Below are 26,984 nucleotides of genomic sequence, written 5' to 3'. Positions count from 1 at the left end.
ACGTCAGGACGACACATGCTCGCCACCCTTCGCCACTACCCCCTCGCGGTTAACCTGCTGCTGGCCAGCGCCTTGCTGTTGACCCTGGGCCGGGCCATCACCCTGCCCTATCTGGTCATCTACCTGACTTCGCATTACGGCCTGGACGTGTCCAGCGTCGGCGGCGTGATTGGTGGCGCCCTGGTGGCCGGCTCGGTGTTGAGCCTGTACGGCGGCTATCTGACCGATCGGCTGCGCCCCTACGGCCTGATTCTGGGTTTCACCGCATGCTTCATCGCAGGCTTCGTGGGCATGCGCCTCACCCCCAGCCTGCCGCTGTTCTTCCTCTTTTTGGTGCTGTTCAACTTCGCCTATTCAGTCATCGACGTAGTCGCCAAGGCCAGCTTCGGCCGCCTGTTGCCTGATCAAGAGCAGGCACGAGTGTTCTCGCTGCGCTACACCCTGATCAACATCGCCTACGCCGTCGGCCCGTTCGTGGGCGCGGGGCTGGCCGGGGTCAGCCTGCAACTGCCGTTCATGCTGTCGGCACTGCTGGGGGTGATCTTTTTCGGCCTGTACGCGCTGTATGGCGACCGCCAATTGAGCCGTCCCGCCTCGACCACCGAGGTATTTTCCTTTATCCGCGTCGGCCAGGTACTGCTCAAGGACAAGCGCCTGGTGTGCTTCACCGTGGGCGGCATCCTCAGCGCCGTGGTGTTCGGCCAGTTCACCGCCTACCTGTCGCAGTACCTGGTGCTGACCACCGACGCCGGGCGCGTGTATTCGGTGATCAGTACCGTGCTGGCGGTCAACGCCTGCGCGGTGATCCTGCTGCAATACGGGGTAGGCAAACGCATTGATCAGCGCCGCCTGACGCGCTGGCTGATCGCCGGCCTGGGTCTGTTCCTGGCCGGGCTTGTGGGGTTTTCCATGGCCGACAGCTTGCTGGCCTGGGGCCTGGCCATGCTGGTATTCACCCTGGGCGAGATCATCGTGTTCCCTGCCGAGTACATGTTCATCGACCGCATCGCCCCCACGCATCTGCGCGGCATGTATTACGCGGCGCAGAACCTGTCCAACCTGGGCGGCGCCCTGGGGCCGGTGGTGTGCGGCCTGGCGCTGGCCAGCCTGGCGCCGGCGGCGATGTTCTACGTGCTGGCGGGGTCCCTGATCGTGGGTGGCGCGCTGTATGTGCTGGGCGGCTCGCTGGCCGAGAAGGTTGGCTGATACGCCGGTTGGCGTTATGGTGCCCGCTTTTGAGCCCTTGTCACGGAGTACCCCCATGATCGACTTTATCCCCGACCCGGACCCCGAATCCATTTCGTCCGATGTGGCCGGCTTCAACGGCATCCTCATGTCGACGCAGATCCCGACCCGCGCCGATGGCAGCCTGGAGCTGGGCGATATCACCGCGCAGAGCGAATGCACGTTGCAGGCGTTGAAAGTGGCACTGGAAAAGGCCGGCAGCGGCATGGACCGGGTGATGCATTTGACCATTTACCTCATCGACATGGCTGACCGGGCGGCGTTCAACGAGGTGTACAAACGCTTTTTCGCCAAGCCGTGGCCAGTGCGTGCTGCGGTGGGTGTGGCCTCGCTGGCGGTGGAAGGCATGCGCGTGGAAGTCACCGCGATGGCCGCCAAGGCCTGATCGATCGACTGTTGTGGGACCGGGCGAAGCTCGGGAAGCGAACGCCGCCGAACGCCAGACACACCGCGGCGCCCTTTTCCCGAGCTTCGCCCGGTCCCACAACGGTGCCACCGGGCAGCGGGTAGTGCCGGTCAGGCGTTTCACCGCTACAATGCACGCCTTGACCGTGCCAAAGCCTGACTAAAAAAACATGTCCCTACCCAAGCATCACATCGAATTGCTCAGCCCTGCCCGCGATGTAGAGATCGCGCGCGAGGCCATTCTGCATGGCGCCGACGCCATCTACATTGGCGGGCCCAGCTTTGGCGCGCGCCACAACGCCGCCAACGAGGTGGCCGACATCGCCCGCCTGGTGGAGTTCGCCCGCCGCTACCACGCCCGCGTCTTCACCACCATCAACACCATTCTGCACGACGACGAGCTGGAGCCAGCCCGCAAGCTGATCCACCAACTGTACGACGCCGGTGTCGATGCCCTGATCGTCCAGGACCTGGGCGTGATGGAGCTGGATATTCCGCCCATCGAGCTGCACGCCAGCACCCAGACCGACATCCGCACCCTTGAGCGGGCCAAGTTCCTCGACCAGGCCGGCTTCTCCCAGCTGGTGCTGGCCCGCGAGCTGAACCTGCAGGAAATCCGCGCCATCGCCGATGAAACCGATGCCGCCATCGAGTTCTTCATCCACGGCGCCCTGTGCGTGGCCTTCTCCGGCCAGTGCAACATCAGCCACGCCCAGAACGGCCGCAGCGCCAACCGCGGCGACTGCTCCCAGGCGTGCCGCCTGCCCTACACCCTGAAAGATGACCAGGGCCGCGTCGTAGCCTTCGAAAAACACCTGCTGTCGATGAAGGACAACAACCAGAGCGCCAACCTGCGCGCCCTGGTCGAGGCCGGCGTGCGTTCGTTCAAGATCGAAGGCCGCTACAAGGACATGGGCTATGTGAAGAACATCACCGCCTACTACCGCCAGCGCCTGGACGACATCCTGGAAGACCGCCCGGACCTGGCCCGCGCCTCCAGCGGCCGCACTGCGCACTTCTTCGTGCCCGACCCGGACAAGACCTTCCACCGCGGCAGCACCGACTACTTCGTGACCGACCGCAAGGTCGATATCGGCGCCTTCGACACCCCGACCTTCACCGGCCTGGCCGTGGGCGTGGTGGAAAAAGTCGGCAAGCGTGACCTGCAAGTGGTCACCCACGAGCCGCTGACCAACGGTGACGGCCTCAACGTGCTGATCAAGCGCGAAGTGGTGGGTTTCCGCGCCAACATCGCCGAGCCCAAGGGCGAGTTCGAGGAAGACGGCGAGAAGCGCTACCGCTACCGCGTGGAACCCAACGAGATGCCGGCCGACCTGTACAAGGCGCGCCCCAACCATCCGTTGAACCGCAACCTGGACCACAACTGGCAGCAAGCCCTGCAGAAAACCTCGGCAGAGCGTCGCATCGGCCTGAACTGGAAAGCCCAGCTGCGCGAAGCGCGCCTGGAACTGACCGCCACCAGCGAGGAAGGCATCAGCGCCAGCGTCGCCCTGGACGGCCCGTTCGGCGCGGCCAACAAACCTGAGCAGGCGCTGGAGCAGTTGCACGACTTGCTGGGCCAACTGGGCACCACCCAGTACCACGCCACCGACATCAAGCTGGACGCGCCGCAGGCGTACTTCATCCCCAACTCGCAGCTCAAGGCCTTGCGCCGCGAAGTGATCGAAGCGCTGACCGAAGCCCGCATCAAAGCCCACCCACGCGGTGGCCGCAAGGCCGAGACCGTGCCGGCGCCGGTGTACCCGGATTCGCACCTGTCGTTCCTGGCCAACGTGTACAACCAGAAGGCGCGCGACTTCTACCATCGCCATGGCGTGAAGCTGATCGATGCCGCCTACGAGGCCCACGAAGAGCCGGGCGAAGTGCCGGTGATGATCACCAAGCACTGCCTGCGTTTTTCCTTCAACCTGTGCCCCAAACAGGCCAAGGGCGTGACCGGCGTGCGCACCAAGGTAGCGCCGATGCAGCTGATTCATGGCGACGAAGTGCTGACGCTGAAGTTCGACTGCAAACCGTGCGAGATGCACGTGATCGGCAAGATGAAAGGCCACATCCTTGACCTGGCCCCACCGGGCAGCAAGAAGAGCGTGGTGGGGCACATCACCCCTGAAGACCTGCTGAAAACCATCCCCCGCGCGCCGCACTGATACTGGATGCCGTGGGAGCGGGCTCTGCCCGCGAAAAGCGCACCGCGTATTGTCTGACATACTGCGGTGTTCTTTTCGCGGGCAGAGCCCGCTCCCACAAAAGCCGTGGCGTGCGTTATTTGAGGTGGTTCAGCACTGCCTGCGCCGTACGCTCAAACGCCAACGGCGTCACCGTCACATAACCATTGAACACCCCGTTGGTCTCTGTCCCCTCCTCATCCAGGCTGTCGGTACGCGACATGCTCAACCAGAAATACTCGACATTGCGCGGGTCTACCTGGCCCTTCACCTGAATCCCGCTCAACCGCCCGGTGCCTTGCGACGTAAACCGCGTGCCCTTGCTGGCACTGGCTTCACAATCCGGAAAGTTGATGTTCAGGCAACTGCCCGACGCCCAGTCCTGCTGCGCCACCTGCACCAGCACCTCCGGCCCCAGCGTTTCGGCGGTGGCCCATTTCACCGGCTGCCCCTTGGTGAACGCCTGGCTCAGGGCTGGTGCTACCACCCAGACTTCGCTTGCCAGCTTCGCGGCAAATTTCTCCAGGTACGGCGTTGAGGTCAGGCGTGTTGCGAAATTTCGACCAGGTTCAGGTCAGGGTCGCGCACATACACCGAACGAATCGGCCCCGTGGCGCCGGTGCGCATTACCGGCCCCTCGATGATTGGCCACGCCTGCGCTTGCAGGCGTTCAATCACCTGTTCCAGCCCGATGCTGGCGATGAAGCACAGGTCCAGCGCCCCCGGCACCGGCAGGTGGGCCTTGGGCTCGAACTCGTGGCCGCGGACGTGGACGTTGATCTTCTGGTCGCCGAAACGGAAGGCCAGGCGGCCTTGGCCGAAAGTTTCCAGACGCATGCCCAGCACGCGGGTGTAGAAGTCCTTGCAGGCGTCGAGGTCGATGGTGGTCAGTACCAGGTGGTCGAGGTGGTCGATCATCGTCACGCTTCCCTAACAATAGAGCCCGGATGATGCCCTGCCACAGCAGGGGTGAAAATACCGACGTTTGTCGATACCCTTTTGCGGTCACACAAGGAAGCCTACCGCCATGACTGACACCCGCCTGCTGACCGGCGCCGCTGGGCACATCCAGACCCTGATCGACACCCCGACCACACCGCGCGCCATCGCCCTGGTGGCTCACCCCCACCCGCTACTGGGCGGCCACGCGCAACACAAGGTGCCCTTCACCCTGGCGCGCACGCTCAACCGCTGCGGCGTGGCCACCTGGCGACCGAACTTTCGCGGCGTGGGGGCTTCGCAAGGCACTCATGATCGTGGCGATGGCGAGACCGATGACTTGCTGGCCGTGCTCGACCACATGCAGCAGACGCACCCTGACCTGCCCGTGGTGCTGGCCGGGTTCTCCTTCGGCGCCCACGTGATCAGCCGCGTCGCAGCACGCTGCCAGGCTGCAGGCCGGGGCTATCTGGACGTGGTTCTGTGCGGCATGCCCCACGGCGAGATCCAGGGCCATCGCCATTACGATTCGCCCATTCTGCCCCAGGCACTGGTGGTGCATGGCGAACTGGACGACAACGTGCCGCTGGCCCAGGCCTTTGCCTGGGGGGCGCAGGCGGCGCTGCCAGTGGCGGTGGTGCCGGCGACCGACCACTTCTTCACCGGCAAGCTCAATCAGCTGTCCAGCCTGGTCAGCGACCGCATCACCCTCAAACTTGCGCCGTAGCCGCTGCCGAAGGCTGCGCTGGCCCTCAAGACCTTCGCCCGCCTTCCATTTTTCCTGCATCTTCGCGCGCTACCCTTCTGCCTCCTCATTCAAGGCCCACCGCCCATGATCGACTTGCAGCACCCCCATGGCGCCCTCACCGCCCTGCGCAAACTCCACGGCTCCACCCTGGACGGCAAACCCGTGATCTTCCACTGGTCCGGCCACGCCTGGGCGCGCCGCGAAGGCGAGCCCGACCGTCTGCTGTTCAAGGTCGAAGGCATGAACGTTCGCCAATGCGCCAGCCTCAGCGATCCCCTGCGGGGCGCCGGCTTCCGGTTGGTGTCGCGGGAATTGATGCTGTACCTGGACCCGGTCACCGGGGAGCCGTTGCGCACCTGGCACAACCCGTGGACCCAGGCGGAGGTAGCGGTGATGCACGTGGCGAACGACCCGGTGAACCTGCGTCCCTTCTTTGAGCGCGATGCCCAAGGCCAACCGCTGGAGTCCAGTTTCCGGGTACAGGGCGAGCGTGTGTTCGCCGCCAGCGAGATCCCGCTGTTCTACCCCAACCCCATGGCCGGTGATTACCAGGAGTACGTGGGCAACCAATACCACGCCATGGAGATCTTCGACTTTGTCGCCGACCGTCAGACGTTGCTCAGCGAGGCAACCGACACCGCCGACGCCGCGCTGGCCTGGGTGCGCATCGCGCCGTGGCTGCCGTTCATGCGCATGGGCAGTCGGCCGGGGCTGATGGTGTTCAATGCCATGGGCCAGACCGTGGCAGCCATTGATGACCTACCGACGGTGTTGCGCGACGCAATCACCAAGGACTACCCCGCCTACGCACAGCCGCCAGCGCTGGACGACAACCGCACCAACGCCACCAGCTGGACCGTTGCGCGGCAGATGATCGACGCGCAACGCTGAGCCGACCTTACTGCAAGTGGGCCAGCCACTGCTCCACGGTGTCGCCGCTGCTGATGTTGCCCTGCACCAGACCATCGACCATGAACGTCGGCGATGCATGAATGCCGTTCTGGCGCGCGTATTTGCAGTGCCATTTGGTTTCGCGGTCCAGGTCGGGGATGGCGAAGGCCTCGGCCAGTTTCACGCCGCTGTAGTGCTCCAGGCGCGCGATGATGTCGTTGGGCGTGGCGTCCAGGTTGGGGCCGCTGGCGTGGTGGGTGAACTCGAATTCCTCGCGATGGGCAGCGACCGCGGCCAGCACGGCCTTGGCGTTGGCCTTGCCGCCGGGCAGGGTCGAGGCGGCCAGCACGCAGCGCACGATCACGCCGGAGAACAGGTGCCAGGGTTGCGATTGCAGGCGCACCTTGAGGGTGATGCGCGCTTCGCCGGCCAGGGCCAGCAGGTCGTCGAGCTTGTTGAAGGCGCGGACTGAGAAGGGACAGGTGGGTTCGAGGAACACCTCGAATACGCGGGGGCCGTGGCCCCAGGTGAGGGGGTCGGCTTGCCAGGGGGTGGTTGCCATTTTCGATCTCCTTGAGGGTCTGCGCGGGAGTATACCTGCCGTACCGCGTCGCCTTCATCGCGGCCAAGGCCGGCTCCTACCTCGGGCCGCGTAGGAGCCGACCTTGGTCGCGATGCAGGCAACGCGGTCCAGGACAATGATCAGGTATTAACTTATAACTTTAAGTGATTTAAATTTATTCTCTTATGCCTATATCTTCAGCGCTCTCACTCGCTGACCGCAAGGCTGATCACCATGGCATCACTCATTACCGCGTTTCCTCGCCTGAGCAAACTGACCACCGCGCTGGGCCTGGGCTTTTCGTTGCTGGCCGGTAGCCTGGTGATGCCAAGCGCGGCGCAGGCCGAAGGCCAGCTGCGCATCGCCGAGCAGTTTGGCGTGGTGTATTTGCTGCTCAACGTGGTGCGCGACCAGCACCTGGTGGAGAAGTACGGCCAGCAGGAAGGCCTGGACATCAAGGTGGACTGGACGCAGCTGTCCGGCGGCTCGGCAGTCAACGATGCACTGCTGGCCGGCGCCGTGGACGTGGCCGGTGCCGGCGTGGGCCCGCTGCTGACCATCTGGGACCGCACCTACGGCCGCCAGAACGTCAAGGCCGTGGCCTCGCTGGGCAATTTCCCGTACTTGCTGGTCAGTAACAACCCCAACGTCAAGACCATCGCCGACTTCACTGCCAAGGACCGCATCGCCGTGCCGGCGGTGGGCGTGTCGGTGCAGTCGCGCTACCTGCAGTATGCCGCCGCCAAGCTGTGGGGCGACAAGGACTATGCGCGCCTGGACCAGTACTCGATCAACCTCCCGCACCCCGACGCGGCCACCAGCATTACCTCGGGCGGCACCGAGGTGACCGGGCACTTCTCCAACCCGCCGTTCCAGGAACAGGAACTGGCCAAGCCGGGCGTGCACACGGTGCTGGACACCTACGATCTGCTGGGGCCGAACTCGCCGACGGTGCTGTTCGCCACCGAGAAATTCCGCAACGAGAACCCCAAGACCTACCACGCCTTTATCCAGGCGCTGAGCGAGGCCGCCGAGTACATCAAGAAGGACAAGGCCGGCGCCGCCGACACCTACATCCGCGTCACCCACGCCAAGATCGACCGTGCCGAGCTGCTGAAGATCATCGACAACCCGCGCTTCGAGTTCACCATCAACCCGAAGAACACCTACCCGCTGGCCGAGTTCATGTACCGCGTGGGCGCCATCAAGCACAAGCCGGCGTCGTGGCAGGACTACTTCTTCGAAGACGCGAAACCGTTGCAGGGTAGCTGATACCCCTTTTTGATCAACCGTACAAATCCTTGTGGGAGCGGGCTCTGCCCGCGAAGGGAACACCGCGATCCGTCAGTGGATCTGCAGTGTCAGCTTCGCGGGCAGAGCCCGCTCCCACATAAGCAATCGATGTGAACCTTGACCAGGAGCTCTCCCAATGACAATTAACAAACGTTTGCCCCTGCTGGCCGCGCTGCTGTTATGCAGTACCGCCACCCTCGCCGCCGGCCTGCTGGACAAGGGCCGTGCCGACGGCCTCACCGCCGGTATCGCCAACGAACAGCCCTACGCCTACATCGGCACCGACGGCAAGGCCACCGGCGCCAACATCGAGGTGCTGCAAGCCATCCTCACCCCGCTGGGCATCAGCCACCTCGACACCCCCATCACCGACTTCGGCTCGCTGGTGCCGGGCCTGGCTGCGGGGCGTTTCGACCTGATCGGAGCCGGGCTGTTCATCAACCCCAACCGCTGCAAGGTGATCAGCTTCTCCAACCCGGTCACCCGCTCAGGTGGTGCCTTCATCGTCAAGGCCGGCAACCCGCTCAAGCTGCACAGCCTCAAGGACGTGGCCAGCAACGGCAAGGCGCGCCTGGCCACGCAAACAGGCTCCAACCAGGTGCAGGAAGCCAAGGACAGCGGCATCGCCACGGGCAACGTGGTGCTGTTCGACAAGGACACCGAGGCCCTGGCCGCCCTGCAGGCAGGTCGTGTGGACGTGGTGTATTTCCCCGACGCCGAGATCATCGGCCTGGTGGCCAAGGCCAACGATCCGGGCATCGAACGCGCGCTGCCGTTCGAACAGATCCTCGACGCCAACGGCAAATCCACCTGGAACTACCACGCCTACGGTCTGCCCCGTAACGATGCGGCCTTCGCCCAGGCGTTCAACGAACAGTTGGCCAAGCTGCGCGCCTCCGGCGAGCTGCTGAAGATTTTGCAGAAGTACGGCTACACCGAAAACGAGTTGCCTGACACCAGCGTCACCGCGGCACAGCGTTGCAGCCTATGACACTGGACACCGCACTGTTCATTACCCGACAACTGGGCCATGGAGCAGTGATCACGCTAGAGATCACCTTGATGGCCGAGGTGCTGGTGCTTGCACTGGGCCTGGCCGTCGCCCTGATGCGCCGCTCACGCTTGCGCGTGCTGCGCGGCGTTGCCACGGTCTACGTGCAGTTGTTCCGTGGGCTTTCAGCACTGGTGCTGCTGTTCTATCTGTTCTTCATCCTGCCATTGTTCGGCATTCGCCTGCCGCCCATGGCCACCGGCGTCATCGGCCTGGGCCTGACGTTTTCCGCCTACGCCTCGGAGATCATCCGCGCCGCGCTGGACAATGTCGGCCAGGGCCAGCGTGACGCCGTGCGGGCACTGGACTTCGGCGCGCTTGCGGCCTTGCGCCGGGTGTTCCTGCCCCAGGCCCTGCCCTTCATGCTGCCACCGCTGGGCAACCTGCTGGTGGAGATGCTGAAAACCACTTCGCTGGTGTCGCTGATCACCCTCAGTGACCTGACCTTCGCCGGCAGCCAGCTGATCACTACCCTGGGCAACCAGTCGCTGATCTGGAGCATCGTGCTGGTGTGCTACTTCGTCATGGCCTGGCCGCTGAACTGGCTGGTGCGCCGCTATGAAACCCACAGCACGGCCTGGCGCCGGGCCAAGGAGTGAGCATGGATTTCGATGTCGCGTTCGCCTGGTCGATCGTGCCCGACCTGCTGGCCGGGCTGGGGGTGACGGTGCAGGTGGTGGTGCTGGGCTTTCTGCTGGCGGTGGTGCTCGGTTTGCTGCTGGCCCTGGCCGGGCGTGCGCCGTGGCGGTGGGTGCGCCGGCTGGCCGGGGGTTACCTGAGCTTCTTCCGCCTGACGCCGTTGATGGTGCAACTGTACGCGCTGTTTTTCGTGCTGCCCCAGGCGGGTATCACCCTGCCGGCCTTCGCCACCGGGGTGATCGGCCTGGGCCTGTACTACAGCGCCTACATCGCCGAAGCCTATCGGGGCGCCATCGAAGGTGTCGCGGCGGGCCAGTGGGAGGCGGCACGGGCGCTGGACCTGGGCCCGGCGGCCACCTGGCGGCGGATCATCCTGCCCCAGGCCTGGAAACCCATGGTACCGGTGCTGGGCAATTACCTGATCGGCATGTTCAAGGAAACCCCGCTGCTGGCGGTGATCACCATCCCCGAACTGTTCCAGGCGGCCAAGCAGGTGGCCGGCATGACCTACCGCTACAACGAGCCCTACACCCTGATGGCGATCCTGTTCCTGCTGATCAGCGTGCCCACGTCCCTGTTGTTCACTTACCTGGAAAAACGCAGCCATGCCTGACACTACCCCACAGATCCGTTTGACCCAGGTGGTGAAGGACTTTGGCGCCACGCGGGTGATCGACCACCTGGACCTGAGCATTCTCCAAGGCCAGAAAGTCGCCCTGATCGGCCCCAGCGGCTCGGGCAAGTCCACCGTGCTGCGCTTGATCAAGGGCCTGGAAAGCTACCAGCACGGGCAGATTGAAGTGGCCGGGGCGCCAGTACCCGAGCCGCCGCGCGGCTGGCGCTGGCCAGGCCAACGCCAACCCACCGTGCACCGCGTGGGCATGGTGTTTCAGCAGTTCAACCTGTTCCCGCATCTGACCGTGCTGGAAAACGTCATCGAAGCGCCGTTACAGGTGCTCAGGCTCAGCCGCGACGAGGCCGTGGAGCGTGCCCACGCCTACCTGACCATGGTCGGCATGGCGCACAAGGTCGACGCTTACCCCGCCACCCTGTCGGGCGGCCAGCAACAACGGGTGGCCATCGCCCGGGCGTTGGCCATGCGCCCGCAGGTGATGCTGTTCGACGAAGTGACCTCGGCGCTGGACCCGGAGCTGGTGGGCGAAGTGCTGGCGGTGATCCGGCGCATCGCCCATGAGCAGCAGATGACCTTGCTGCTGGTGACCCATGAAATGAAATTCGCCCGTGAGGTGGCTGACCGGGTGTTGTTCATGGAGCACGGGCGGATTGTGGCGGATGGTTCGCCGGAGCGCGTGTTGGTGAACCCCGAAAATGAGCGCACCCGCAGGTTCCTCAACCTGGTGGCGCATCACTGATACCTGTAGCCGCTGCCGCAGGCTGCGCTGGCCCCCAACCTCACTGAAGATCTCCAGTGTAAGCAAAGGCCAGCGCAGCCTGCGGCAGCGGGTACAGGGTCAGGCAGGCTCGGCCACCACCACGCGGTTGCGGCCCTGGTCCTTGGCGCGGTACAGCGCCTTGTCGGCGGCGTTGATCAGTTTGTGCAGGTCCTGGCCCACCTCGCAGGCCTCGGCCACGCCCAGGCTGGCGGTGATGTGCAACCCCGGCGCTGGGCGCAGCGCGGCAATGGCATCAAGCAGTTGCTTGGCGATGCCTTGCGCCTGTTCCAGCGTGGTGTCGGGCAGCAGCACGGCAAACTCTTCACCGCCCAGGCGGCCATGGATATCGGCGGCGCGGAACGAGCGGCTGATGACGTGGCCGATCTGGCGCAGCACTTCATCGCCCACCTGGTGGCCATGGGTGTCGTTGATGTGCTTGAAATGGTCCATGTCCAGCATCACCGCGCACAGCGGCATGTGGTGGTGCTGGCAGTAGTCGAACAGTTGCTGGGCGTGTTCGAAGAACGCCCGGCGGTTTTTCAGGCCCGTGAGCTCGTCGGTCTGCGCGGCATAGGTGGAAATGCTGTGGGCGCGCTCCATTTCGTGGGTCAGGCGATAGGCCTGCTCCAGCGCTTCGGAGAGTTTGTGGGTGGCGCGCACCACGAACGAGGCAAACACCAACACCGCCAGGGCCATGCCCAGTTGCAGGGTGGTGGGCTGCACCAGCAGCCACACCGTGCTGGGCAACAGCACCAACAGGATAGACATCACCGTCATGTGCCGGTAGGCCGAATAGCAGGACACCGCGCTCACCGACATGCCCACCGCGAACAGCATGACCACGGCCTGGGCCAGCAGATCATGGGGCGGCATGATCGCCAGGGCGCCCGCGCCCCAGATGGCCGCTGACAGTGCCAGGGTGCACCAGTATTGCCACTCCCAGCGTTGCGGGGTACGGTCGGCCTCACTGCTGCGAAAATAGCGCACGAACATGCTGATGCGCAGCACGGCGGCGCCGCTGAGCAGGCCTACCCACCAGAGCACTACGCTGTGGTCCAGGTGGTCCCAGCCCAGCCAGCCGAGCATGATCGCGGCCAGGTAGCTGCCGAAGACGGCTGACACTGACTGGCGGAACAGCTGCTGCAATTGATCGGTACGCACCTGTTGGGCGATGTAGACATCCTGTGTGTGCTGGCGTGCCCGGTGATCCATTCGACCTGCCTGATGTGCGGTTGCGACGTAACACCGATTGTCGCACCGAGGTGGCTTGCTCACAACACAATCCCTGCCGTAGCCGCTGCCGTCAGGCTGCGCTGGCCTGGGTGTGCACTGCAGATCTTCAGTGAGGCTCAGGGCCAGCGCAGCCTGGCGGCAGCGGCTACGGTTGAGGGCGATGTATCAGCGGCGTACGGCGATGCCGTCGATTTCCACCAGGGCGCCGGGCAATGGCAGGCCCGCTACCTGGATGGCGGTGCGGGCGGGTTTGTTGGGCTGCTCCGGGGTACCGAAGAATGGGGTGTAGCCGGCTTGCAGGCCGGCGAAGTCGAGGCGGCCGTCCAGTTCGGGGACGCCGACCAGGAAAACACGCAGCTGGACGATATCGCCCAACCCCAGACCCTGCTCTTCCAGCACGCCACGCAGTTTGCGCAGCACCGATTCGGTCTGGGTGCGGGTGTCGCCATAGGCAGCCACGGTGCCGGGTGGCGCCTGGTGGTCGGCGACATCCGGCAAGGCGCCGCTCAAAAACACCAGCTGGGCATCAGCGGGCACGCTGACGGTCTGGGCGATGGGGGCAGTGGCTGGGCCGGTACGTACGATGTTCTGGGTCATGTCGATGCTCTCTATTGAAGGATTCAAGAAGCCAGCGCGGTCTGGCGCTGACGAATAACCTGTTCGGCCAGTTGCCCGACCACGCGGCGCGCCGAGTTGGCGGCCGATTCCTGCCAGATGCCGATGCCGCTCTGGCCGAGGCCATCGCTGGCCAGGTAGACGCGGCCCTGGGGCACTTCCAGCAGCGCATGGGCGTCGGCGGGGAAATGCTCGCGTTGCAGCCATGGGCCTTCGCTGTAGGCCACCTGCTCCCAGGACACGGCCAGGGGGTTGCGCAAGTGGCTAGACTGGCCGGGGTGCAGCAGCTCCACGGCTTCGGCAGACGAGGCGTATTGATCGGCCAAGGCCTTGCGGCCGAAGTCGGCGGCGCCCTCGCCCGTCACGTAGCCGGCCACCAGCAGGCCCTGCGGGGTGTTGAGTTCGTTGCTGGGGTACCAGAGCAGACGCGCCGGGTGCTCCAGCCAGGACAGGCCGCCGTAGATGCGGTCCTTCTGCTCCCAGAAACGCGGCGCTTCCCACGCCACCTTGGTGGCCTGATCGTTGCGGGTGCTGTGCAGCGCGGCCTTGAACGGTGCGTCGAAGTCGGTGTCCAGGCGCGCCAGCAGCGGCAGCGGGAGGGTCGAGATCAGGTAATCGGCGCGTTCCTGGCGACTGCCACCACTGGCCGCATCGTCATAGGTCACTGTCACCCCTTCCTTGCTTTGCCGCAGTTGGCGCACCACGGCGCCGAATTGCAGCTCATCCTGCAAGCGCTGCTCAAAGGCGGCGGCGATGCGGTCCATGCCGCCCACCGGTTGCAGCATGGTGGCGGAGAACTCCGGGTACTCGGTGTGCAACAAGGCGCCCCACAGTTCCGGGTGCAGCAGCCGATCCAGCGCCATCGGGGCGCCGAAGCCGGGCAACGAGCCTGGCGCGGGCTCGGCGATGCCGTGCCCTGCACGCAGGCTGCCTTCGTACACCAGCTCCGCCGACAGATCGCCGTAGCCTTGCAGGAAGGTCAGCAGACGGCTGCGCTCCTCGGCCGACAATTGATCGTCCAGCGCGTCGCGGTTGATGGCCGTGGCCAACAGCCCGGCCAGATGCCCACGGGTGTCGTTCAAGGCCTGGCGCACGCTGAACGCCGGTTGCTCCAGGTCCGGCCGCACCTGGGCGCTGTGGCTGGTATTGACCAGCACCTCCAGGGGCACGCCCAACTGGCTGCAGTAGTCGAGAATGGTCCGGTGCTGGCTGGGCAGCCGCGCCGGACCTGCGTTGAAATACAGGCCCGGGGCGAACTGAGCGGTTTGCGTGCGGCCGTCCAGGTACTCGACCTCATCGCCGCCGCGCAGGGTCCAGTTACGCCCGCCGACCCGCTGCCGCGCTTCCAGAATGCGCACCTGAAAACCGGCGCGCTTGAGCTCGAATGCAGCCACAAGGCCGGCGATACCGGCCCCCAGAATCAGCACCTTGGCGCCCTTCCCGGCCTGGCCGTTGTAGTCCAGCTTTTGGTATTGCAGATGCGTGGAAGGCCCCAGGCCCAGGGCCGCCAGCGCGCCCTTGGCGGCCTGTTCGCCCCCCACCGCGTTGATGCTGGCCAGCGCTTCACGTCGTGTCAGTGTCATGGTCGAGTTCCTCTCAGTCCGGCAGGCCCGGCGGGTTGATCTGCGAATGGTCGATGCGCTCGGCGCTCAGGCCCCAGCGCTGCAGCACGCTGGCGTACTGGCCGCCGGCGATGGCGCCTTCCAGCGCAGTCTGGATCGGCGTCACCAGGCCGTTGCCCTTGCGGGTGGTGACGGCGATGTCGGCCTTCAGCGGCCAGCCGCCATTGACCAGCCCCACCTGCTTGATGCCACCGCGGGTGGCGGCGATGTAGGACAGCAGCGAGTTGGGCGCAAAGAACGCGTCCACGCGGCCCGACTGCACAGCCAGGGTGGCGGCCGCCTGGTCATCGAAGTACACCAGGGTGGCCGGCTCCAGCCCGGCCTTCTCGTTGGCCTCGTTCCAGGCCAGCAGCACTTTCTCCTGGTTGGTGCCCGAGCCGACGATGACCTTCAAGCCAGCCACGTCCTTGGCTTCCTTGATGGAGGTGATGGCGTTGCTGGATTTGACGTAGAAGCCCAGCACGTCCTGGCGGTAGGTGGCGAAGTCAAAGCGCTTCTTGCGCGACTCGGTCACGGTGACGTTGCTCAGTACTGCGTCGTACTTGCCGGAGCTGACGCCCAGCGGCCAGTCTTCCCAGCTGGTCTGCACCACCTTGAGTTCCAGGCCCAGGCTGTCGGCGATCAGCCGCGCGGTGTCGGCCTCGCTGCCGATGGTGGTCTTGTCGTCGCTGGCCAGCAGCGCCAGGGGTGGGCCTGAGGCGCCGGCGACGGCCACGGTGAACTTGCCTGGCTCGACAAACTTGAAGCCCGTCGGAATCTGCGCGATGGCCGCCGGGTTGCGCGGCGCATCGATGTGCGCCTGCTGGGGGCTGAGGTCGAACGGCGCCGGGGTTTCAGCCGCCAGTGCCGGCAGCGCGGCGGCGAGGGCCAGCAACACGAAGGTATGTTTCATGGCAGTCATTCCTTTAACAGGGGGGCAGTCAGCACCTTGCCCAAAAAGGCAGCGGTGCGCGGGTGACGCGGGTGTTGGAAAATCACTTCAGGGGGGCCTTGCTCGACCAGCTTGCCGTCGACCAGGAACACCACGTGGTCGGCCACCTCGCGGGCAAAGCCGATTTCGTGGGTGACCACCACCAGCGTGGTGCCGGAGTCGGCCAGGCGGCGGATCACGTCCAGCACCTCGCCCACCAGTTCCGGGTCCAGCGCCGAGGTAGGCTCGTCGAACAGCAGCACCTTGGGCCGCAACGCCAGGGCGCGGGCAATGGCCACGCGCTGTTGCTGGCCGCCGGACAACTGCCTTGGGTAGGCATCGGCCTTGTCCTGCAAACCTACCGAGGCCAGCAGGGTCAGGGCCTTTTCACGGGCCTCGGTACGGCCCCACAGCTTGTGGGCCAGGGGCGCTTCGGTGATGTTCTCCAGCACCGTGAGGTGGCCGAACAGGTTGAAGTTCTGGAACACGAAGCCCACGTCCAGGCGGCGCTTGAGCACTTCACGTTCTTTCAGCTCGTGCAGCTGGTTGCCCTTGCGCCGGTAGCCCACGTACTCACCGTCGATGGTGATGTGGCCGGCGTCGATCTTCTCCAGGTGGTTGATGGTGCGCAGCAGCGTCGACTTGCCCGAGCCCGAAGGCCCGAGGATCACCGTGACCTGGCCGGGTTCGACCGTCAGGTCTATATCATTGAGCACCCACTGGTTGCCGAAGCGCTTGCTCACGCCTTGAATCTCGATGCGTCCCTCAGCCATGGGTTTTCTCCTTCAGCCAGCCACGCAGGCGTTGCAGCGGCGTGGGCGGCAGGTTGCGCAGCGCACCGCGGGCGAAGTAACGCTCCACGTAGTACTGCAGACTGGTGAGTGCGGTGGTGATCAGCAGGTACCACACGGTGGCCACGATCAGCAGCGGGATCACCGCCTGGGTGCGGTTGTAGATCACCTGCACGGTGTAAAAGAGTTCGGGCAAGGCCAGCACGTAGACAATCGAGGTGCCCTTGACCAGGCCGATCACTTCGTTGAAGGCGGTGGGCACGATGGCGCGCAGGGCCTGGGGCAGGATGATGCGAAACACCCGTCGGCTGGCCGGCAGGCCCAGGGCCGCCGCCGCTTCGTGCTGACCGTGGTCCACACCGAGGATGCCGCCGCGGATGATCTCGGCGGTGTAGGCCGCCTGCATCATGCCCAGGCCCAGCACCGCCACGCTGAACTGGCTGAGCACGTCCACCGTGGACCAGGACTTGCCCAGCTCGGTGAACGGCACGCCCAGCCAGATGTGGTCGTACAGGTAGGCGAAGTTGTAGAGGATGATCAGCACCAGCAGCGCTGGCATGGAGCGGAAGAACCAGATATAGCCCCACGCCAGCGACGCCAGCAGCGGCGAGCGCGACAGCCGGGCCAGTGCCAGCGCCGTGCCCAGCACGGTGCTGAGCAGGGTCGCCAGCACCGTCAGCAGCAAGGTTTTGCCCAGGCCCTTGAGCACCGCCGGCGCCAGGAACCACTGGGCGAACACGCCCCACTCCCAGCGCGGGTTGGTGGCCAGGGAATGAACGATGCCGAGCAATATGAGCGCGGCAAAGGCCGAGCCCACCCAACGCCATGGGTGGCGCGCCGGGACGATCTGCAAGGTGGTGTCGACCCGCTGGGGGGCAGCGTGTTGGGCCGGGGCGCGGTAGTGCGCAGCGTCGGATACGATCGGCATGGCAGACTCCTCAGAAGGTGTACGTCAGGCGGGTGTAGTAGTAGCCACCGGTGAAGCCGTACGGCGAATACACGCCGTAGCTGCTGACCATGGTGGAAGACGGCACACCCTGTTTCTTGGGGTAGACGTCAAACAGGTTCTTGGCGCCCACGGCCAGGCTCAGGTCTTTGGTGAGGTGGTAGCCCACGTCCAGGTCGGTGATCCATTGGGCTTTCCACACGCGGTCCAGGGAGCGGTCGGAGGCATCGTTCACCTCTTTCCACGAGCCGTAGCGGGTGAAGCCCAGGTTCACGTCGAACTTGCCGATGCTCCAGTCGCCACCCAGGATCAGCTTGGTCTTGGGCTGCACGCCGGTGAGCATGTTGCGGGCCTCGCGGTCCATCAATTCGTACTGGGTGCCGCCGATGTCGGTGGTGCCCTTGTAGCTGAGGATTTGCGTCTGGTTCCAGTTGAAGGCCGCGGTGTATTTCAGCGAGCCCCAGGCGCCCAGGTCCTGGCGGTAGTTGCTGACCAGGTCCAGGCCCTTGGTGCGGGTATTGGCACCGTTGAGGAAGTACTGGCCGCCGGAAGTGGAGGTAATGCCATTGCTTTGCAGTACCTGGGTGACCTCGTCGCCCAACAGCGTGCCGGTCAGGGTGATACGGTCGCGGATGTTCACCACGTAGGCGTCGGCGGTGAAGGTCAGGCGGTCGTTGGGCGTGTAGGTGGCGCCCAGGCTGAAGTTGGTGGAGCGCTCAGGCTTCAGCGAGCTGGCGCCCAGCGCCTTGGCCGCCGCCGAGTCCACCGGCAGCACGCCGTAGTTGATCGACTGGTACACGCCGTCGACCACGCCATAGGTGGTGGAACGGGCACTGAACAGGCTGTTGGCCAGGGACGGCGCGCGGAAGCCGTTGCTGACGGTGCCGCGCACGGCGAATTCGGGGGTGAACTCGTAGCGGGTGGTGATCTTGCCGCTGCGGGTGGCGCCTACGCCTTCGTTGTAGTGCTCGTAGCGCAAGGCGGTGCCCAGGTACCACTGTGGCAGCGGGTTGATGCCCAGGTCGACGTAGCTGGCGACGCTGTTGCGGGTGGCGCTGGCTTCTTCGTCCGGGGAAATGCCGTTGGTGACCTGGGCCCCCGACGAGGCGCAGTTGCCGGCCGACACGCAGTAACCGCCATCGGCGTATGAGGCCCAGTCGCCCTTCTTCACTTCATAGCCGTCGCGGCGGTGTTCCAGGCCCCAGGACACGTCCATGGGTTTGCTCAGGCCGATGTCGTAGTTGCGCTTGAAATCCAGGTTGGTGGTCAGCTCGTCCGACACCCAGGTGCCGTTGGTGAAGCTGTTGGGCGTGGCCTCGCCCAGGGACGGGTTCTGGTTGTGGAAGCTGCCCTGCTCGGCTTCGTTGCGCCCGTAGGTGGTGGACAGGTCCCAGTCCCAGGCACCGACAAGCCCCTTGGCGCCGAAGGCAGCCTGGTAGTCGTCTTCGGTGATGGTCCAGGTGGGCGTGTAGCCGGCCGGGTAGCCGTTGGGGCCGGTGGTGATGGTGTTGGTGATGGTCGGCAGGCGGAAGTTCTGGCCCTGCTCGGCCTCGCGGTGCGACACGGTGCTGAACGAGTACAGGGTCAGGTCATCGTTGATCGGCAGTTCGGCGTTGTAGGCCAGGTTATACAGGTCGATCTTGGGCGTGCCGTAGCCACCGTAGGTGGAGGTGCCGGCCTTGTTCAGGGCCTGGGCGTAGGTGTAGCCGTTGGCGCTGGCCTTGTTGTCGTCGTTCTGGTTGCGGGCGTCCAGGGACAGGTGGACGATGCCGCCGTCGCCGATCTCGAAGCCCTTGTCCAGGCTCTGCTGCACGGTCTGCTTCTTGCCGTCATAGCCTTGGCCGACGTTGGTCACCGAGGTGCCGCTGGCATCAGCCTTGAGGATCACGTTGATCACCCCGGCGATGGCGTCCGAGCCGTACTGGGCGGCGGCGCCGTCACGCAGCACTTCGACGTGGTCGATGGCGCCGATGGGGATCATGTCCAGGTCGGCGGGCGCGGCGCCGGTGTTGATGCCGTTGATATTGAGGGTGGCCGAGGTATGGCGGCGCTTGCCGTTGACCAGCACCAGCACCTCGGCGGCGTTCATGCCGCGCAGGTTAGGCGCGCGGGCCATGCCGCTGGCGTCCCAACCGGTCTTCTCCGGCAGGCTGAGCGAGGGGATGACCGCGCTCAGCGCTTCCATCAGCCCGGGCTTGCCGGTGGCTTGCAGGGTTTTGGCGCTGACCACGTCGATGGGCACCGGGCTGCTGGTGACGGTGCGCTGTTCGGCGCCACGGTTGCCGGTGACCACGACGGTGTCCAGGGCGCTGTCATCGGCGTGGGCGGTGGCAGAAAAAAGCACGCTGGTGATGGCGAACGCCAAGGGGCTAAGGGCGACGGCTGGGCTGAAAGGATTGCGTCCACTGCGTTGGCTGACGAATTCCATAGGTGTTGCGACTCCCGTCCTGCACCTGCGGGCGGGTGCCCGTCCGGGGCACCGATAAGGCCGCAGGCCTGATCTGATGGATACCATCCGGGGGTGGGGGTAGGTGGTCTGGGAGTTAAGATAGGGGAATAAGTGGGAGGCGTATAATTCTATTTGAGCATATATATGTATGATTTTATTTTATTGTATTTTGCTTATTTCATGCCATTAACGAATCTTATGAAAGCGCCAAAAACCCACGTGGGAGCGGGCTCTGCCCGCGAAGAATACACCGCGATCCTGCAGACTGATCGCGTAACATTCTTCGCGGGCAGAGCCCGCTCCCACACAGGATGGATGACTGGTTGTTGGCGGCGACTTGGGTCAGGCAGATATTTTCTGCGGGTGGCGGCGTGCTTCGGTATGCCGATTCTCCGGCACCGGCAGGCCCAGGTGGCCACGCAGTGTGTCGTGGCTGTATTCCTCGCGGAACAGCCCCTTGGCCCGCAACAGCGGCAGCACCCGCTCGGTGAACGCCTTGAACTCGCTGGGCGCGGTCAGGCGGATGTTGAAACCGTCCGAAGCGCCCTGCACGAACCAGCGCTCGATCTCGTCGGCCACGGTCTGCGGCGAACCGACAAAATGCGAGAACGGCGTGGCAAAACGCAGCGCGGCCTGGCGCAGGGTCAGATTCTGTTCGCGCGACACCTGCTTGATGTGCTCGGCGTGGCCGCGGTAACCGTTGCTGCCCAACTCCCCCAGGTCGGGGAACGGCTCGTCCAGCGCATACTGCTTGAAGTCGTGGTAGTTGAACGGCCGCCCCAGATGCACTAGGGCCTTGTCCAGGTCCAGTTCGCCGTGCAGTTGCCGTTCGATGGCCCGCGCTTCCTCGTCGGTGTCGGCAATGATCGGCGCGATGCCCGGCAGTATCACCACATGATCGGGGTCGCGACCGGCCTGGGCAGCGCGGCGTTTGACGTCACGGTAATACACCTGGGCGTCTTCGAAGTTGTCGACGCCGGCGAAGATGCCTTCGGCGAAATCCGCTGCCAGCGCCCTGCCCGACTCCGAAATGCCGGCCTGGAAAATCACTGGCTGGCCTTGTCTTGACCGGGCGATGTTTAGCGGCCCGGTCACCTGGAAGAACTCGCCCTTATGGTCCAGGCGGTGCTGGCGCGTGGTGTCGAGGAACACCTTGCGCTGCTTGTCGCGCGGGAAGGCGTCGTCCTCATAGGAATCCCACAGGCCCTGCACCACCTCCAGGTGTTCGCGGGCCTTGCGGTAACGCTCGGTGTGGTCGATGTGTTCCTCGCGGCCGAAGTTGCCGGCGGCGCCTTCGAGGCCGGTGGTCACCACGTTCCAGCCGGCGCGGCCGTGGCTGATCAGGTCCAGCGAGGCGAATTGACGGGCGACGTTGAAAGGTTCGGTGTACGAGGTGGTCAGGGTCGCCACCAGGCCGATCTTCGACGTGGCGCCGGCGATGGCCGACAGCAGCGTCAAGGGCTCCAGGCGGTTGAGGTAGTGCGGGGCCGAGTCCGGGGTGATGTAGGGGCTGTCGACGATGAACACCAGGTCGAACTTGGCCGCCTCGGCCTGGCGCGCCTGTTCGCGGTACCAGTCGATGTCGACGCTGGCGTCACCGGGAATCTCGGGGCTCAGCCAGTCGGCCTGGCCGGTGCCAACGCCGGTGAGGATGGCGCCCAGCTTCAGTTGTCGGGTCATGGCTATCGTCCTTGATCAGTGTTTGTAGTCGGTGTCGGTGCGTTCCAGCTGGCGGATCAGCGCATTCCAGTGGCGCGCCACGCCCGGGCCGTCGCCAGCGGAATGCCCCTTGGCTTGTTCTTCAACCTTTTCCACCACTTCACGGGGCGGGAACACCAGCTCGACGTTGCCCGCTGCCTGGGCGGCGACCTGAATGGCGCAGGCGCGTTCCAGGCCGTGCAGTTGCTGGAAGGCGTGCTCCACGCTGACGCCACCGGTAAGCAGGCCGTGGTTGCGCAGGATCATTACGCTCTTGTCGCCCAGGTCGGCCACCAGGCGCACGCGCTCGTCCAGGTCCAGGGCGATGCCTTCGTACCCGTGGTACGCGACGCGACCGGAGAAAGCGATGGAGTGCTGGGAGATCGGCAGCAGGCCGTCCTTCTGCGCCGACACGGCGATGCCGTCGCGGGTGTGGGTGTGCAACACGGCTTTGAGGTCCGGGCGGGCGCCGTGGATGGCGCTGTGGATCACGTAGCCGGCGTAGTTGATGCCAAGGCCCGTCGGGTCGTCGACGATGGTGCCGTCCAGGTCGACCTTGACCAGGTTGGAGGCGTTGATTTCATCGAACAGCAGGCCGAAGGCGTTGATCAGGAAGTGTTCTTCAGGGCCAGGCACGCGGGCCGAGAAGTGGGTGTAGATGTGGTCGGTCCAGCGATGCAGGGCGGCCAGGCGGTAGGCGGCGGCGAGCTTGACGCGCACTTCCCACTCTTCGGGGCTGACGCGGTCGCGTACGTTGGTGGACACGGGTTGAAGCGGTAAGGATGTGACGCTGCTCATGGGCACTGCTCCCTGTGGGGCCGAGGACTGTCGTGCACGCAGCCTAAGCGCCCTTGGGAGCATTTAAAAATCACATTTTATTCTAAGCTAATTATCATATTTTTTTATGTTGTCAGGCGGCGTCGCGGGCTTTCTTCAGGGAACGTGCCGCCAGCTCGCCAAACGCCTGCACCGGGCCCTGCAGGTTGCCAAGGAAACGCGGGAAGATCAGCCACAGGTCCATCACCGGTTTAAAGTCCTTGAGCGGCACCACGGCCAGCAGGTCGCGATGGGCGCTGCGCTCCAGCAGGTCGCGGGGCACCAGACCCAGGCCCATGCCTTCGGCCACCAGGCCCAGTTGCAACTCGGTGCCGAAGGTTTCCAGGTTGATCTTCAAGCCCAGGCCCTGGTCGGACAGGGTGCGCTGCAGGCCGGCGCGGAAACCGCAGCCGTCGGGGTTGAGGATCCAGCCGCCGTCATACACGTCGGCCAGCTTGCAAGGCCGCTTGGGCACCCGGTCGCGGGCGCAGACCACCACCAGCTCCATCTTGCCGATGGACTCGCCAATGATGTTGTCGGGGAAAATCTTGCCAGCCGGGAACAGCGCGGCGGCGGCGTCCAGCTCGCCCTTCTCGATCTTACCCACCAGGTGGCTGCCCCAACCGGTGGCTACCTGGGCGCGCAGGGCCGGGTATTGCTGGCGCAGGTGCTTGAGGGCGTCGAGCAGCACCACGTCGCCGATGGTCTGCGGCACGCCCAGGCGCAACACGCCGGTGGGCGGTGCATCGCTGGCCACCAGCTCACGCAGCGCGTCCATCTCGCGCAGGATGGTGCGGCACTGTTCGTACACCTGATGGCCGATCAGCGTGGGCTTGAGCGGCTTGGTGTTGCGGTCGAACAACTCCACCCCCAGCGCCTGCTCGAAGTTCTGTACCCGGCGGGTGATGGCGGGCTGGGTCAACTGCAACGACTCGGCGGCATGGCTGATCGACTGGCAACGGATTACCGCGACAAAGGCATCGATATCATCAATTTTCATTCGGGCCGCACATGGTAGAGAGGGGACATGATGTGGGAAAAGCATAGTACCAAAGGCGTAGGGGGGCAATGGTCTCAGGGCCGCGCTACACCCTCATCAATCCCATGCCGAACAAACAAGGCTAAAACCTCGGTCCATCAGGCCATGGCACGTTGCAACCAATGTGGGACCGGGTTCTACCCGGGAAGCGCCGCGCGGGCGGCGCGCGGTCTCAAGAACACCCCAAAGCCCCAAGACATGCACCTCCACCAGACGCCGCCAACCCCGTAGCCGCTGCCGAAGGCTGCGCTGGCCTTCTGCCCCACTGGAGGTCTTCAGGGTTCACACCGGCCAGCGCAGCCTGGCGGCAGCGGCTACGGGATCGCATCATGGCTGGCGGGTGCCAGCCGATGGTTTTCCGGCGCTCTTAAGATCGAGCGCCGCCCGCGCGGCGCTTCCCGGGTAAACCCGGTCCCACATTGGTTGCAACGCACCATGGCCTGATGGACCGAGGTCTTAGCCTTTGGTGGCCAGGCGAGGGAGCGGCGCAACCGCGCCCCCCAACCCATCCCATCCTTGATACAATTGCCCCACCCTCGCCCCCACCCCCGGTTCACCCATGAAGGCACTGCGCATCTCCCGCTTACCCATTCTGCGCCACCTGCTACGCCCCCTCCTCGATCCGCACCGCCGCTACCTCTACGCCCGCTACATCCACGCCGGCCGCGTGGCCGTGGGCTTGCTGGCGTCGATCCTGCTGACCACCGGGCTCAATCTGCCCCATGGCGAATGGGCGTCGGTGACGCTGCTGATCGTGATCGGCGGCCTGCAGCATCAGGGCAATATCGGTCGCAAGTCGCTGGAGCGGGCCTACGGGACGTTGATCGGCGCGGCCATCGGGCTGCTGTTGGTGGTGCAGCAGGATTACCTGCATCAACAGTGGTTCACCTACGTGGCCATGTCGACGGTGTGCGGGTTCTTTGCCTATCACGCCATCGGCAAGGGCGGCTATATCGCGCTGCTGTCGGCGATCACGGTGTTTATTGTCGCGGGGCACGGCGACAACCCCATCAGCGACGGGCTGTGGCGGCTGGTGGACATTCTGATCGGCATTGTCCTGGCCTTGGCGTTTTCGTTCGCCATCCCGCTGTACGCGGTGTACTCCTGGCGGTTCAGCCTGGCCAAGGGCTTGCGCGGTTGCGCCAAGGCCTATGGGCGCATTCTCAACGGGCATTCGGTGACCGATGACGAGCACCTGAAACTGGCCGCGCAACTCAACGCGATCATGGTGCAGTTGCGTTCGCTGATGCCGTCGGTGTCCAAGGAGGTACGCATCCCGCTGACCGAGCTTGAGGTGATTCAGGGCCAGTTCCGGCTGTGCCTGAGCACCCTGGAACTGCTGTCGAACCTGCGCCCGCGTGAGCACAGCGATTGGCACGACTGGCTGCACCCCGAGCATCGGCAGATCAACCGTCAGTTGATCGCCATGGCCCGCGCCCTGGAAACCGGCGCCACGGATCGCCTGGCGCGCAAAGTCGAGCGCGGCGTGGAGATCGAGCACGCTCAAGTACCCGACAGCCAGGACGCCCAGGGTTTCCGCCTGCTGACGCTGCAACTCGCGACCACCCTGGAAGGCCTGCGCCAGCGCCTGGACAAGACGTCCCGACGCTGGAACCTGTAATCAGGCCGACTGCGCGGCGCCTTCGGGCGCGGCGTAGCGACCGTAGGCCACCAGCACCAGGCCCAGCAGGGCCAGCACGCCACCGGCAGGGGCGATCCAGGCGTAGCCCAGGCCCAGTGTCAGCACCCCTCCCCCGACGGCCGCGCCCAGGCCGTTGCCCAGGTTGAACGCACCGATGTTCACCGACGAGGCCAGCCCCGGCGCATCGTGGGCCGCCTGCATCACGCGCATCTGCAACGGCGGGATCACCGCGAAGCTTGCCGTGCCCCACGCCAGCATCAGCAGCGTGGCGCTGGTCTGGCCTTGCAGCAGCTCGGGGATGCCGAGCATCAGCACGGCCAGCAACAGCAGGAAACCGGCCAATGTGCCTTCCAATGAACGATCCGCCAGCTTGCCGCTGATGTAATTGCCCAGCGTGAAACCGATGCCAATCATCACCAGCATCAAGGTGACAAAGGTCGGTGTGGCGTGGAGCAGGTTCTGCAGAATGGCGGCCACGTAGGTGTAGAGCGTGAACATGGCGCCCGCGCCCATCACCGTGGTCAGCAACGCCCGCAGCACAGGTCCGCGCACCAGCACACGCAGTTCGGCGCGCACATCGGGCGTGCGACCGCTTTCACCCTTGGGCAACCAGCAGGCCAGCGCCAGCATCGCTACCGCGCCCAGGCCGGCCGTGGCGGCGAACGCCATGCGCCAGCCGATGGTCTGCCCCAGCCAGGTGGCCGCCGGGACCCCGCCGATGTTGGCGATGGTCAGGCCCATGAACATGGTGGCCACGGCACCGGCACGCTTGTCGGCCGGCACCAGGCTGGCCGCCACCACCGAGCCGATGCCGAAGAAGGCGCCATGGGCCAGGCTGGTGAACACCCGCGACAGCAGCAGCGTGTCGTAGCCCGGCGCCACGGCCGAGAACAGGTTGCCGACGGTAAAGATCGCCATCAGGCCCAACAGCGCGCTCTTGCGCCGGGCCGGTGCCAGCAGCAGGGTCATCAGCGGCGCACCCACCATCACGCCAATGGCGTAGGCGCTGATCAGCAGGCCGGCGGTGGGGATCGACACTTGGACACCATCGGCGATCACCGGCAACAGGCCCATGGGCGCGAACTCGGTGGTGCCGATGGCGAACGCCGCCAGGGCCAGGGCAAACAGGATCAGCTTCATGGGTGGACCTCCAGGTCGCAGGGGTAAAACTTACTCGTGAGTAGCATTTGCCTGAAAAGGCTACTCGTGAGTAAGATTACTCACAAGTAAAATTTCCCTGAGCGCAGTATTGCCGTCATGCCTACCCAGCTTCCTCTTACCAAAGGCGAGCAGACCCATGCTCGCCTGCGCCGCGCTGCTGCGGCCGAATTTGCCCGACGCGGCTTTCACGAGACCAAGGTCAGCGACATCGTCAAGGCCAGCGGCCTGACCCAGCCCACCTTCTATAGCTACTTCGAGAGCAAGGAAGCGGCGTACGAGGAACTGGTGGGTGAATTTCGCCGGCGTCTGGAGGCGTTGATCAGCACCATGCTGATCAAGACCTCGCTGGATGCGGATGAACTGGTGGACAGCGTGGCTACCAGTTTTCTGCGCTTTTTCGATTTTCTGGCGCAGGACCCGGACCTGACGCAGATCGGCTTCTTTCAGCCACCAGGGTGCACCAAGACCAAGGCGGGTATGGCGACCTGGATTGGCAACAACATCGCCAAGGAGCAGCAGATCGGGCTGTTCCGCCGTGATGTGCCTGCGCAGATGATCGGCAAATGTTTTGTCGGCATGGTCGACCAGATGGCCCGCGAGCCGGTGAGCGCCGAGCAACGCCGGGCAAACGCACGCGGGTGTGCGGTGTTGCTGTGTGAGGGCTTGCAGCTGGCTCCACGCCCGTAGCCGCTGCCGCCAGGCTGCGCTG

At 65.0% G+C, this 26,984-nt stretch carries 26 protein-coding genes; 12 read left to right on the top strand and 14 right to left on the bottom strand.

From position 1 onward, the window contains the following. Window positions 1-15 precede the first annotated feature (15 nt). The 3 genes from ACZ9GA_RS11165 (at window position 16) to ACZ9GA_RS11155 (ending at window position 3,818) form a co-directional block, all read left to right on the top strand. Complete coding sequence (locus ACZ9GA_RS11165) at window positions 16-1,206, top strand: MFS transporter (protein ID WP_457362617.1); 1,191 nt, start codon at window positions 16-18, stop codon at window positions 1,204-1,206. Between the two features lie 55 nt (window positions 1,207-1,261). Continuing rightward, on the top strand, window positions 1,262-1,630 hold the full coding sequence (locus ACZ9GA_RS11160; RefSeq protein WP_457362618.1) for a RidA family protein: 369 nt from the start codon (window positions 1,262-1,264) through the stop codon (window positions 1,628-1,630). Window positions 1,631-1,820: 190 nt separating this feature from the next. Then, a complete protein-coding gene (locus tag ACZ9GA_RS11155) occupies window positions 1,821-3,818 on the top strand; it encodes a peptidase U32 family protein (RefSeq protein ID WP_457362619.1) in 1,998 nt (665 codons plus the stop codon). Window positions 3,819-3,933: 115 nt separating this feature from the next. Here the strand turns inward: ACZ9GA_RS11155 and ACZ9GA_RS11150 are convergent, their stop codons facing one another. Together ACZ9GA_RS11150 and ACZ9GA_RS11145 are read right to left on the bottom strand one after the other, a co-directional pair. Further along, on the bottom strand, window positions 3,934-4,323 hold the full coding sequence (locus ACZ9GA_RS11150) for a 5'/3'-nucleotidase SurE (protein WP_457362620.1): 390 nt from the start codon (window positions 4,321-4,323) through the stop codon (window positions 3,934-3,936). Between the two features lie 53 nt (window positions 4,324-4,376). Continuing rightward, the gene (locus ACZ9GA_RS11145) at window positions 4,377-4,754 is read right to left on the bottom strand and encodes a VOC family protein (protein ID WP_457362621.1); all 378 of its coding nucleotides are present in this window, start codon (window positions 4,752-4,754) and stop codon (window positions 4,377-4,379) included. A gap of 109 nt (window positions 4,755-4,863) precedes the next feature. On the opposite strand from ACZ9GA_RS11145, the gene ACZ9GA_RS11140 reads away from it, so the two are divergent. Both ACZ9GA_RS11140 and ACZ9GA_RS11135 read left to right on the top strand, forming a co-directional pair. Further along, window positions 4,864-5,502, top strand: coding sequence for an alpha/beta hydrolase (locus ACZ9GA_RS11140; protein WP_457362622.1), 639 nt, complete (start codon window positions 4,864-4,866; stop codon window positions 5,500-5,502). Window positions 5,503-5,607: 105 nt separating this feature from the next. Further along, window positions 5,608-6,414 (top strand): DUF1838 family protein, encoded by an 807-nt coding sequence (locus ACZ9GA_RS11135; protein WP_457362623.1) that lies wholly within the window; start codon window positions 5,608-5,610, stop codon window positions 6,412-6,414. Between the two features lie 7 nt (window positions 6,415-6,421). Here ACZ9GA_RS11135 and ACZ9GA_RS11130 read toward each other — a convergent pair whose 3' ends face one another. Continuing rightward, on the bottom strand, window positions 6,422-6,976 hold the full coding sequence (locus ACZ9GA_RS11130) for a DsbA family protein (protein WP_457362624.1): 555 nt from the start codon (window positions 6,974-6,976) through the stop codon (window positions 6,422-6,424). Window positions 6,977-7,210: 234 nt separating this feature from the next. Here ACZ9GA_RS11130 and ACZ9GA_RS11125 point away from each other — a divergent pair, with 234 nt between their 5' ends. From ACZ9GA_RS11125 to ACZ9GA_RS11105, 5 genes are all read left to right on the top strand, one after another. Next, on the top strand, window positions 7,211-8,248 hold the full coding sequence (locus ACZ9GA_RS11125) for an ABC transporter substrate-binding protein (protein WP_457362625.1): 1,038 nt from the start codon (window positions 7,211-7,213) through the stop codon (window positions 8,246-8,248). Between the two features lie 157 nt (window positions 8,249-8,405). Next, window positions 8,406-9,260, top strand: coding sequence for an ectoine/hydroxyectoine ABC transporter substrate-binding protein EhuB (gene ehuB, locus ACZ9GA_RS11120; RefSeq protein ID WP_457362626.1), 855 nt, complete (start codon window positions 8,406-8,408; stop codon window positions 9,258-9,260). Next, window positions 9,257-9,919 (top strand): ectoine/hydroxyectoine ABC transporter permease subunit EhuC, encoded by a 663-nt coding sequence (ehuC, locus tag ACZ9GA_RS11115; protein WP_457362627.1) that lies wholly within the window; start codon window positions 9,257-9,259, stop codon window positions 9,917-9,919. Before ehuB ends, ehuC begins: the two co-directional genes overlap by 4 nt. A gap of 2 nt (window positions 9,920-9,921) precedes the next feature. After that, window positions 9,922-10,572, top strand: a complete 651-nt coding sequence (gene ehuD, locus ACZ9GA_RS11110; protein WP_457362628.1) for an ectoine/hydroxyectoine ABC transporter permease subunit EhuD — start codon at window positions 9,922-9,924, stop codon at window positions 10,570-10,572. Then, window positions 10,565-11,332 (top strand): amino acid ABC transporter ATP-binding protein, encoded by a 768-nt coding sequence (locus tag ACZ9GA_RS11105; protein WP_457362629.1) that lies wholly within the window; start codon window positions 10,565-10,567, stop codon window positions 11,330-11,332. The genes ehuD and ACZ9GA_RS11105 overlap by 8 nt, the downstream gene beginning before the upstream one ends. A 99-nt stretch (window positions 11,333-11,431) precedes the next feature. On the opposite strand, the gene ACZ9GA_RS11100 is transcribed toward ACZ9GA_RS11105, so the two are convergent. The 10 genes from ACZ9GA_RS11100 to ACZ9GA_RS11055 all read right to left on the bottom strand — a co-directional run bounded on the left by ACZ9GA_RS11100 (window position 11,432) and on the right by ACZ9GA_RS11055 (window position 23,433). Further along, window positions 11,432-12,565, bottom strand: coding sequence for a GGDEF domain-containing protein (locus ACZ9GA_RS11100; RefSeq protein WP_457362630.1), 1,134 nt, complete (start codon window positions 12,563-12,565; stop codon window positions 11,432-11,434). A gap of 186 nt (window positions 12,566-12,751) precedes the next feature. After that, on the bottom strand, window positions 12,752-13,183 hold the full coding sequence (locus ACZ9GA_RS11095; RefSeq protein WP_457362631.1) for a RidA family protein: 432 nt from the start codon (window positions 13,181-13,183) through the stop codon (window positions 12,752-12,754). Window positions 13,184-13,206: 23 nt separating this feature from the next. Continuing rightward, a complete protein-coding gene (locus tag ACZ9GA_RS11090) occupies window positions 13,207-14,784 on the bottom strand; it encodes a flavin monoamine oxidase family protein (protein ID WP_457362632.1) in 1,578 nt (525 codons plus the stop codon). Between the two features lie 13 nt (window positions 14,785-14,797). Then, complete coding sequence (locus ACZ9GA_RS11085; RefSeq protein WP_457362633.1) at window positions 14,798-15,715, bottom strand: ABC transporter substrate-binding protein; 918 nt, start codon at window positions 15,713-15,715, stop codon at window positions 14,798-14,800. 5 nt (window positions 15,716-15,720) lie between these two features. Beyond that, window positions 15,721-16,506 (bottom strand): amino acid ABC transporter ATP-binding protein, encoded by a 786-nt coding sequence (locus tag ACZ9GA_RS11080; RefSeq protein ID WP_457362634.1) that lies wholly within the window; start codon window positions 16,504-16,506, stop codon window positions 15,721-15,723. Beyond that, a complete protein-coding gene (locus ACZ9GA_RS11075; protein WP_457362635.1) occupies window positions 16,499-17,452 on the bottom strand; it encodes an amino acid ABC transporter permease in 954 nt (317 codons plus the stop codon). Before ACZ9GA_RS11075 ends, ACZ9GA_RS11080 begins: the two co-directional genes overlap by 8 nt. Window positions 17,453-17,462: 10 nt before the next feature. Continuing rightward, the gene (locus tag ACZ9GA_RS11070) at window positions 17,463-19,898 is read right to left on the bottom strand and encodes a TonB-dependent receptor plug domain-containing protein (protein ID WP_457362636.1); all 2,436 of its coding nucleotides are present in this window, start codon (window positions 19,896-19,898) and stop codon (window positions 17,463-17,465) included. Between the two features lie 363 nt (window positions 19,899-20,261). Beyond that, window positions 20,262-21,599, bottom strand: coding sequence for an LLM class flavin-dependent oxidoreductase (locus tag ACZ9GA_RS11065; protein ID WP_457362637.1), 1,338 nt, complete (start codon window positions 21,597-21,599; stop codon window positions 20,262-20,264). 15 nt (window positions 21,600-21,614) lie between these two features. Beyond that, window positions 21,615-22,415 carry a class II aldolase/adducin family protein gene (locus ACZ9GA_RS11060; protein WP_027977784.1) on the bottom strand — a complete coding sequence of 267 codons (801 nt, stop codon included), beginning with the start codon at window positions 22,413-22,415 and terminating at the stop codon, window positions 21,615-21,617. 112 nt (window positions 22,416-22,527) lie between these two features. Continuing rightward, on the bottom strand, window positions 22,528-23,433 hold the full coding sequence (locus tag ACZ9GA_RS11055; protein ID WP_455922953.1) for a LysR family transcriptional regulator: 906 nt from the start codon (window positions 23,431-23,433) through the stop codon (window positions 22,528-22,530). Between the two features lie 598 nt (window positions 23,434-24,031). On the opposite strand from ACZ9GA_RS11055, the gene ACZ9GA_RS11050 reads away from it, so the two are divergent. Continuing rightward, complete coding sequence (locus tag ACZ9GA_RS11050) at window positions 24,032-25,093, top strand: FUSC family protein (protein WP_457362638.1); 1,062 nt, start codon at window positions 24,032-24,034, stop codon at window positions 25,091-25,093. On the opposite strand, the gene ACZ9GA_RS11045 is transcribed toward ACZ9GA_RS11050, so the two are convergent. Further along, the gene (locus ACZ9GA_RS11045) at window positions 25,094-26,254 is read right to left on the bottom strand and encodes an MFS transporter (protein ID WP_457362639.1); all 1,161 of its coding nucleotides are present in this window, start codon (window positions 26,252-26,254) and stop codon (window positions 25,094-25,096) included. It abuts the gene before it with no gap. A gap of 117 nt (window positions 26,255-26,371) precedes the next feature. Here ACZ9GA_RS11045 and ACZ9GA_RS11040 point away from each other — a divergent pair, with 117 nt between their 5' ends. Then, the gene (locus ACZ9GA_RS11040; RefSeq protein ID WP_457362640.1) at window positions 26,372-26,962 is read left to right on the top strand and encodes a TetR/AcrR family transcriptional regulator; all 591 of its coding nucleotides are present in this window, start codon (window positions 26,372-26,374) and stop codon (window positions 26,960-26,962) included. Window positions 26,963-26,984 lie beyond the last annotated feature (22 nt).

This window comes from Pseudomonas sp. TE3644 (genome assembly GCF_056278815.1).
Note: the sequence above shows the minus strand (reverse complement) of the source record. Positions and strands in the feature narration are given on the sequence as shown.

Bases quoted from the DNA above. Each gene is read 5' to 3' on its own strand.
- ACZ9GA_RS11080 (WP_457362634.1), bottom strand. From the start codon at position 16,506: ATGGCTGAGGGACGCATCGAGATTCAAGGCGTGAGCAAGCGCTTCGGC.
- ACZ9GA_RS11070 (WP_457362636.1), bottom strand. From the start codon at position 19,898: ATGGAATTCGTCAGCCAACGCAGTGGACGCAATCCTTTCAGCCCAGCC.
- ACZ9GA_RS11065 (WP_457362637.1), bottom strand. From the start codon at position 21,599: ATGACCCGACAACTGAAGCTGGGCGCCATCCTCACCGGCGTTGGCACC.
- ACZ9GA_RS11135 (WP_457362623.1), top strand. From the start codon at position 5,608: ATGATCGACTTGCAGCACCCCCATGGCGCCCTCACCGCCCTGCGCAAA.
- ACZ9GA_RS11045 (WP_457362639.1), bottom strand. From the start codon at position 26,254: ATGAAGCTGATCCTGTTTGCCCTGGCCCTGGCGGCGTTCGCCATCGGC.
- ACZ9GA_RS11055 (WP_455922953.1), bottom strand. From the start codon at position 23,433: ATGAAAATTGATGATATCGATGCCTTTGTCGCGGTAATCCGTTGCCAG.
- ACZ9GA_RS11130 (WP_457362624.1), bottom strand. From the start codon at position 6,976: ATGGCAACCACCCCCTGGCAAGCCGACCCCCTCACCTGGGGCCACGGC.
- ehuD (WP_457362628.1), top strand. From the start codon at position 9,922: ATGGATTTCGATGTCGCGTTCGCCTGGTCGATCGTGCCCGACCTGCTG.
- ACZ9GA_RS11105 (WP_457362629.1), top strand. From the start codon at position 10,565: ATGCCTGACACTACCCCACAGATCCGTTTGACCCAGGTGGTGAAGGAC.
- ACZ9GA_RS11050 (WP_457362638.1), top strand. From the start codon at position 24,032: ATGAAGGCACTGCGCATCTCCCGCTTACCCATTCTGCGCCACCTGCTA.
- ACZ9GA_RS11125 (WP_457362625.1), top strand. From the start codon at position 7,211: ATGGCATCACTCATTACCGCGTTTCCTCGCCTGAGCAAACTGACCACC.
- ACZ9GA_RS11085 (WP_457362633.1), bottom strand. From the start codon at position 15,715: ATGAAACATACCTTCGTGTTGCTGGCCCTCGCCGCCGCGCTGCCGGCA.
- ehuB (WP_457362626.1), top strand. From the start codon at position 8,406: ATGACAATTAACAAACGTTTGCCCCTGCTGGCCGCGCTGCTGTTATGC.
- ACZ9GA_RS11100 (WP_457362630.1), bottom strand. From the start codon at position 12,565: ATGGATCACCGGGCACGCCAGCACACACAGGATGTCTACATCGCCCAA.
- ACZ9GA_RS11095 (WP_457362631.1), bottom strand. From the start codon at position 13,183: ATGACCCAGAACATCGTACGTACCGGCCCAGCCACTGCCCCCATCGCC.
- ACZ9GA_RS11060 (WP_027977784.1), bottom strand. From the start codon at position 22,415: ATGAGCAGCGTCACATCCTTACCGCTTCAACCCGTGTCCACCAACGTA.
- ACZ9GA_RS11140 (WP_457362622.1), top strand. From the start codon at position 4,864: ATGACTGACACCCGCCTGCTGACCGGCGCCGCTGGGCACATCCAGACC.
- ACZ9GA_RS11165 (WP_457362617.1), top strand. From the start codon at position 16: ATGCTCGCCACCCTTCGCCACTACCCCCTCGCGGTTAACCTGCTGCTG.
- ACZ9GA_RS11160 (WP_457362618.1), top strand. From the start codon at position 1,262: ATGATCGACTTTATCCCCGACCCGGACCCCGAATCCATTTCGTCCGAT.
- ACZ9GA_RS11145 (WP_457362621.1), bottom strand. From the start codon at position 4,754: ATGATCGACCACCTCGACCACCTGGTACTGACCACCATCGACCTCGAC.
- ACZ9GA_RS11075 (WP_457362635.1), bottom strand. From the start codon at position 17,452: ATGCCGATCGTATCCGACGCTGCGCACTACCGCGCCCCGGCCCAACAC.
- ACZ9GA_RS11040 (WP_457362640.1), top strand. From the start codon at position 26,372: ATGCCTACCCAGCTTCCTCTTACCAAAGGCGAGCAGACCCATGCTCGC.
- ACZ9GA_RS11155 (WP_457362619.1), top strand. From the start codon at position 1,821: ATGTCCCTACCCAAGCATCACATCGAATTGCTCAGCCCTGCCCGCGAT.
- ACZ9GA_RS11090 (WP_457362632.1), bottom strand. From the start codon at position 14,784: ATGACACTGACACGACGTGAAGCGCTGGCCAGCATCAACGCGGTGGGG.
- ehuC (WP_457362627.1), top strand. From the start codon at position 9,257: ATGACACTGGACACCGCACTGTTCATTACCCGACAACTGGGCCATGGA.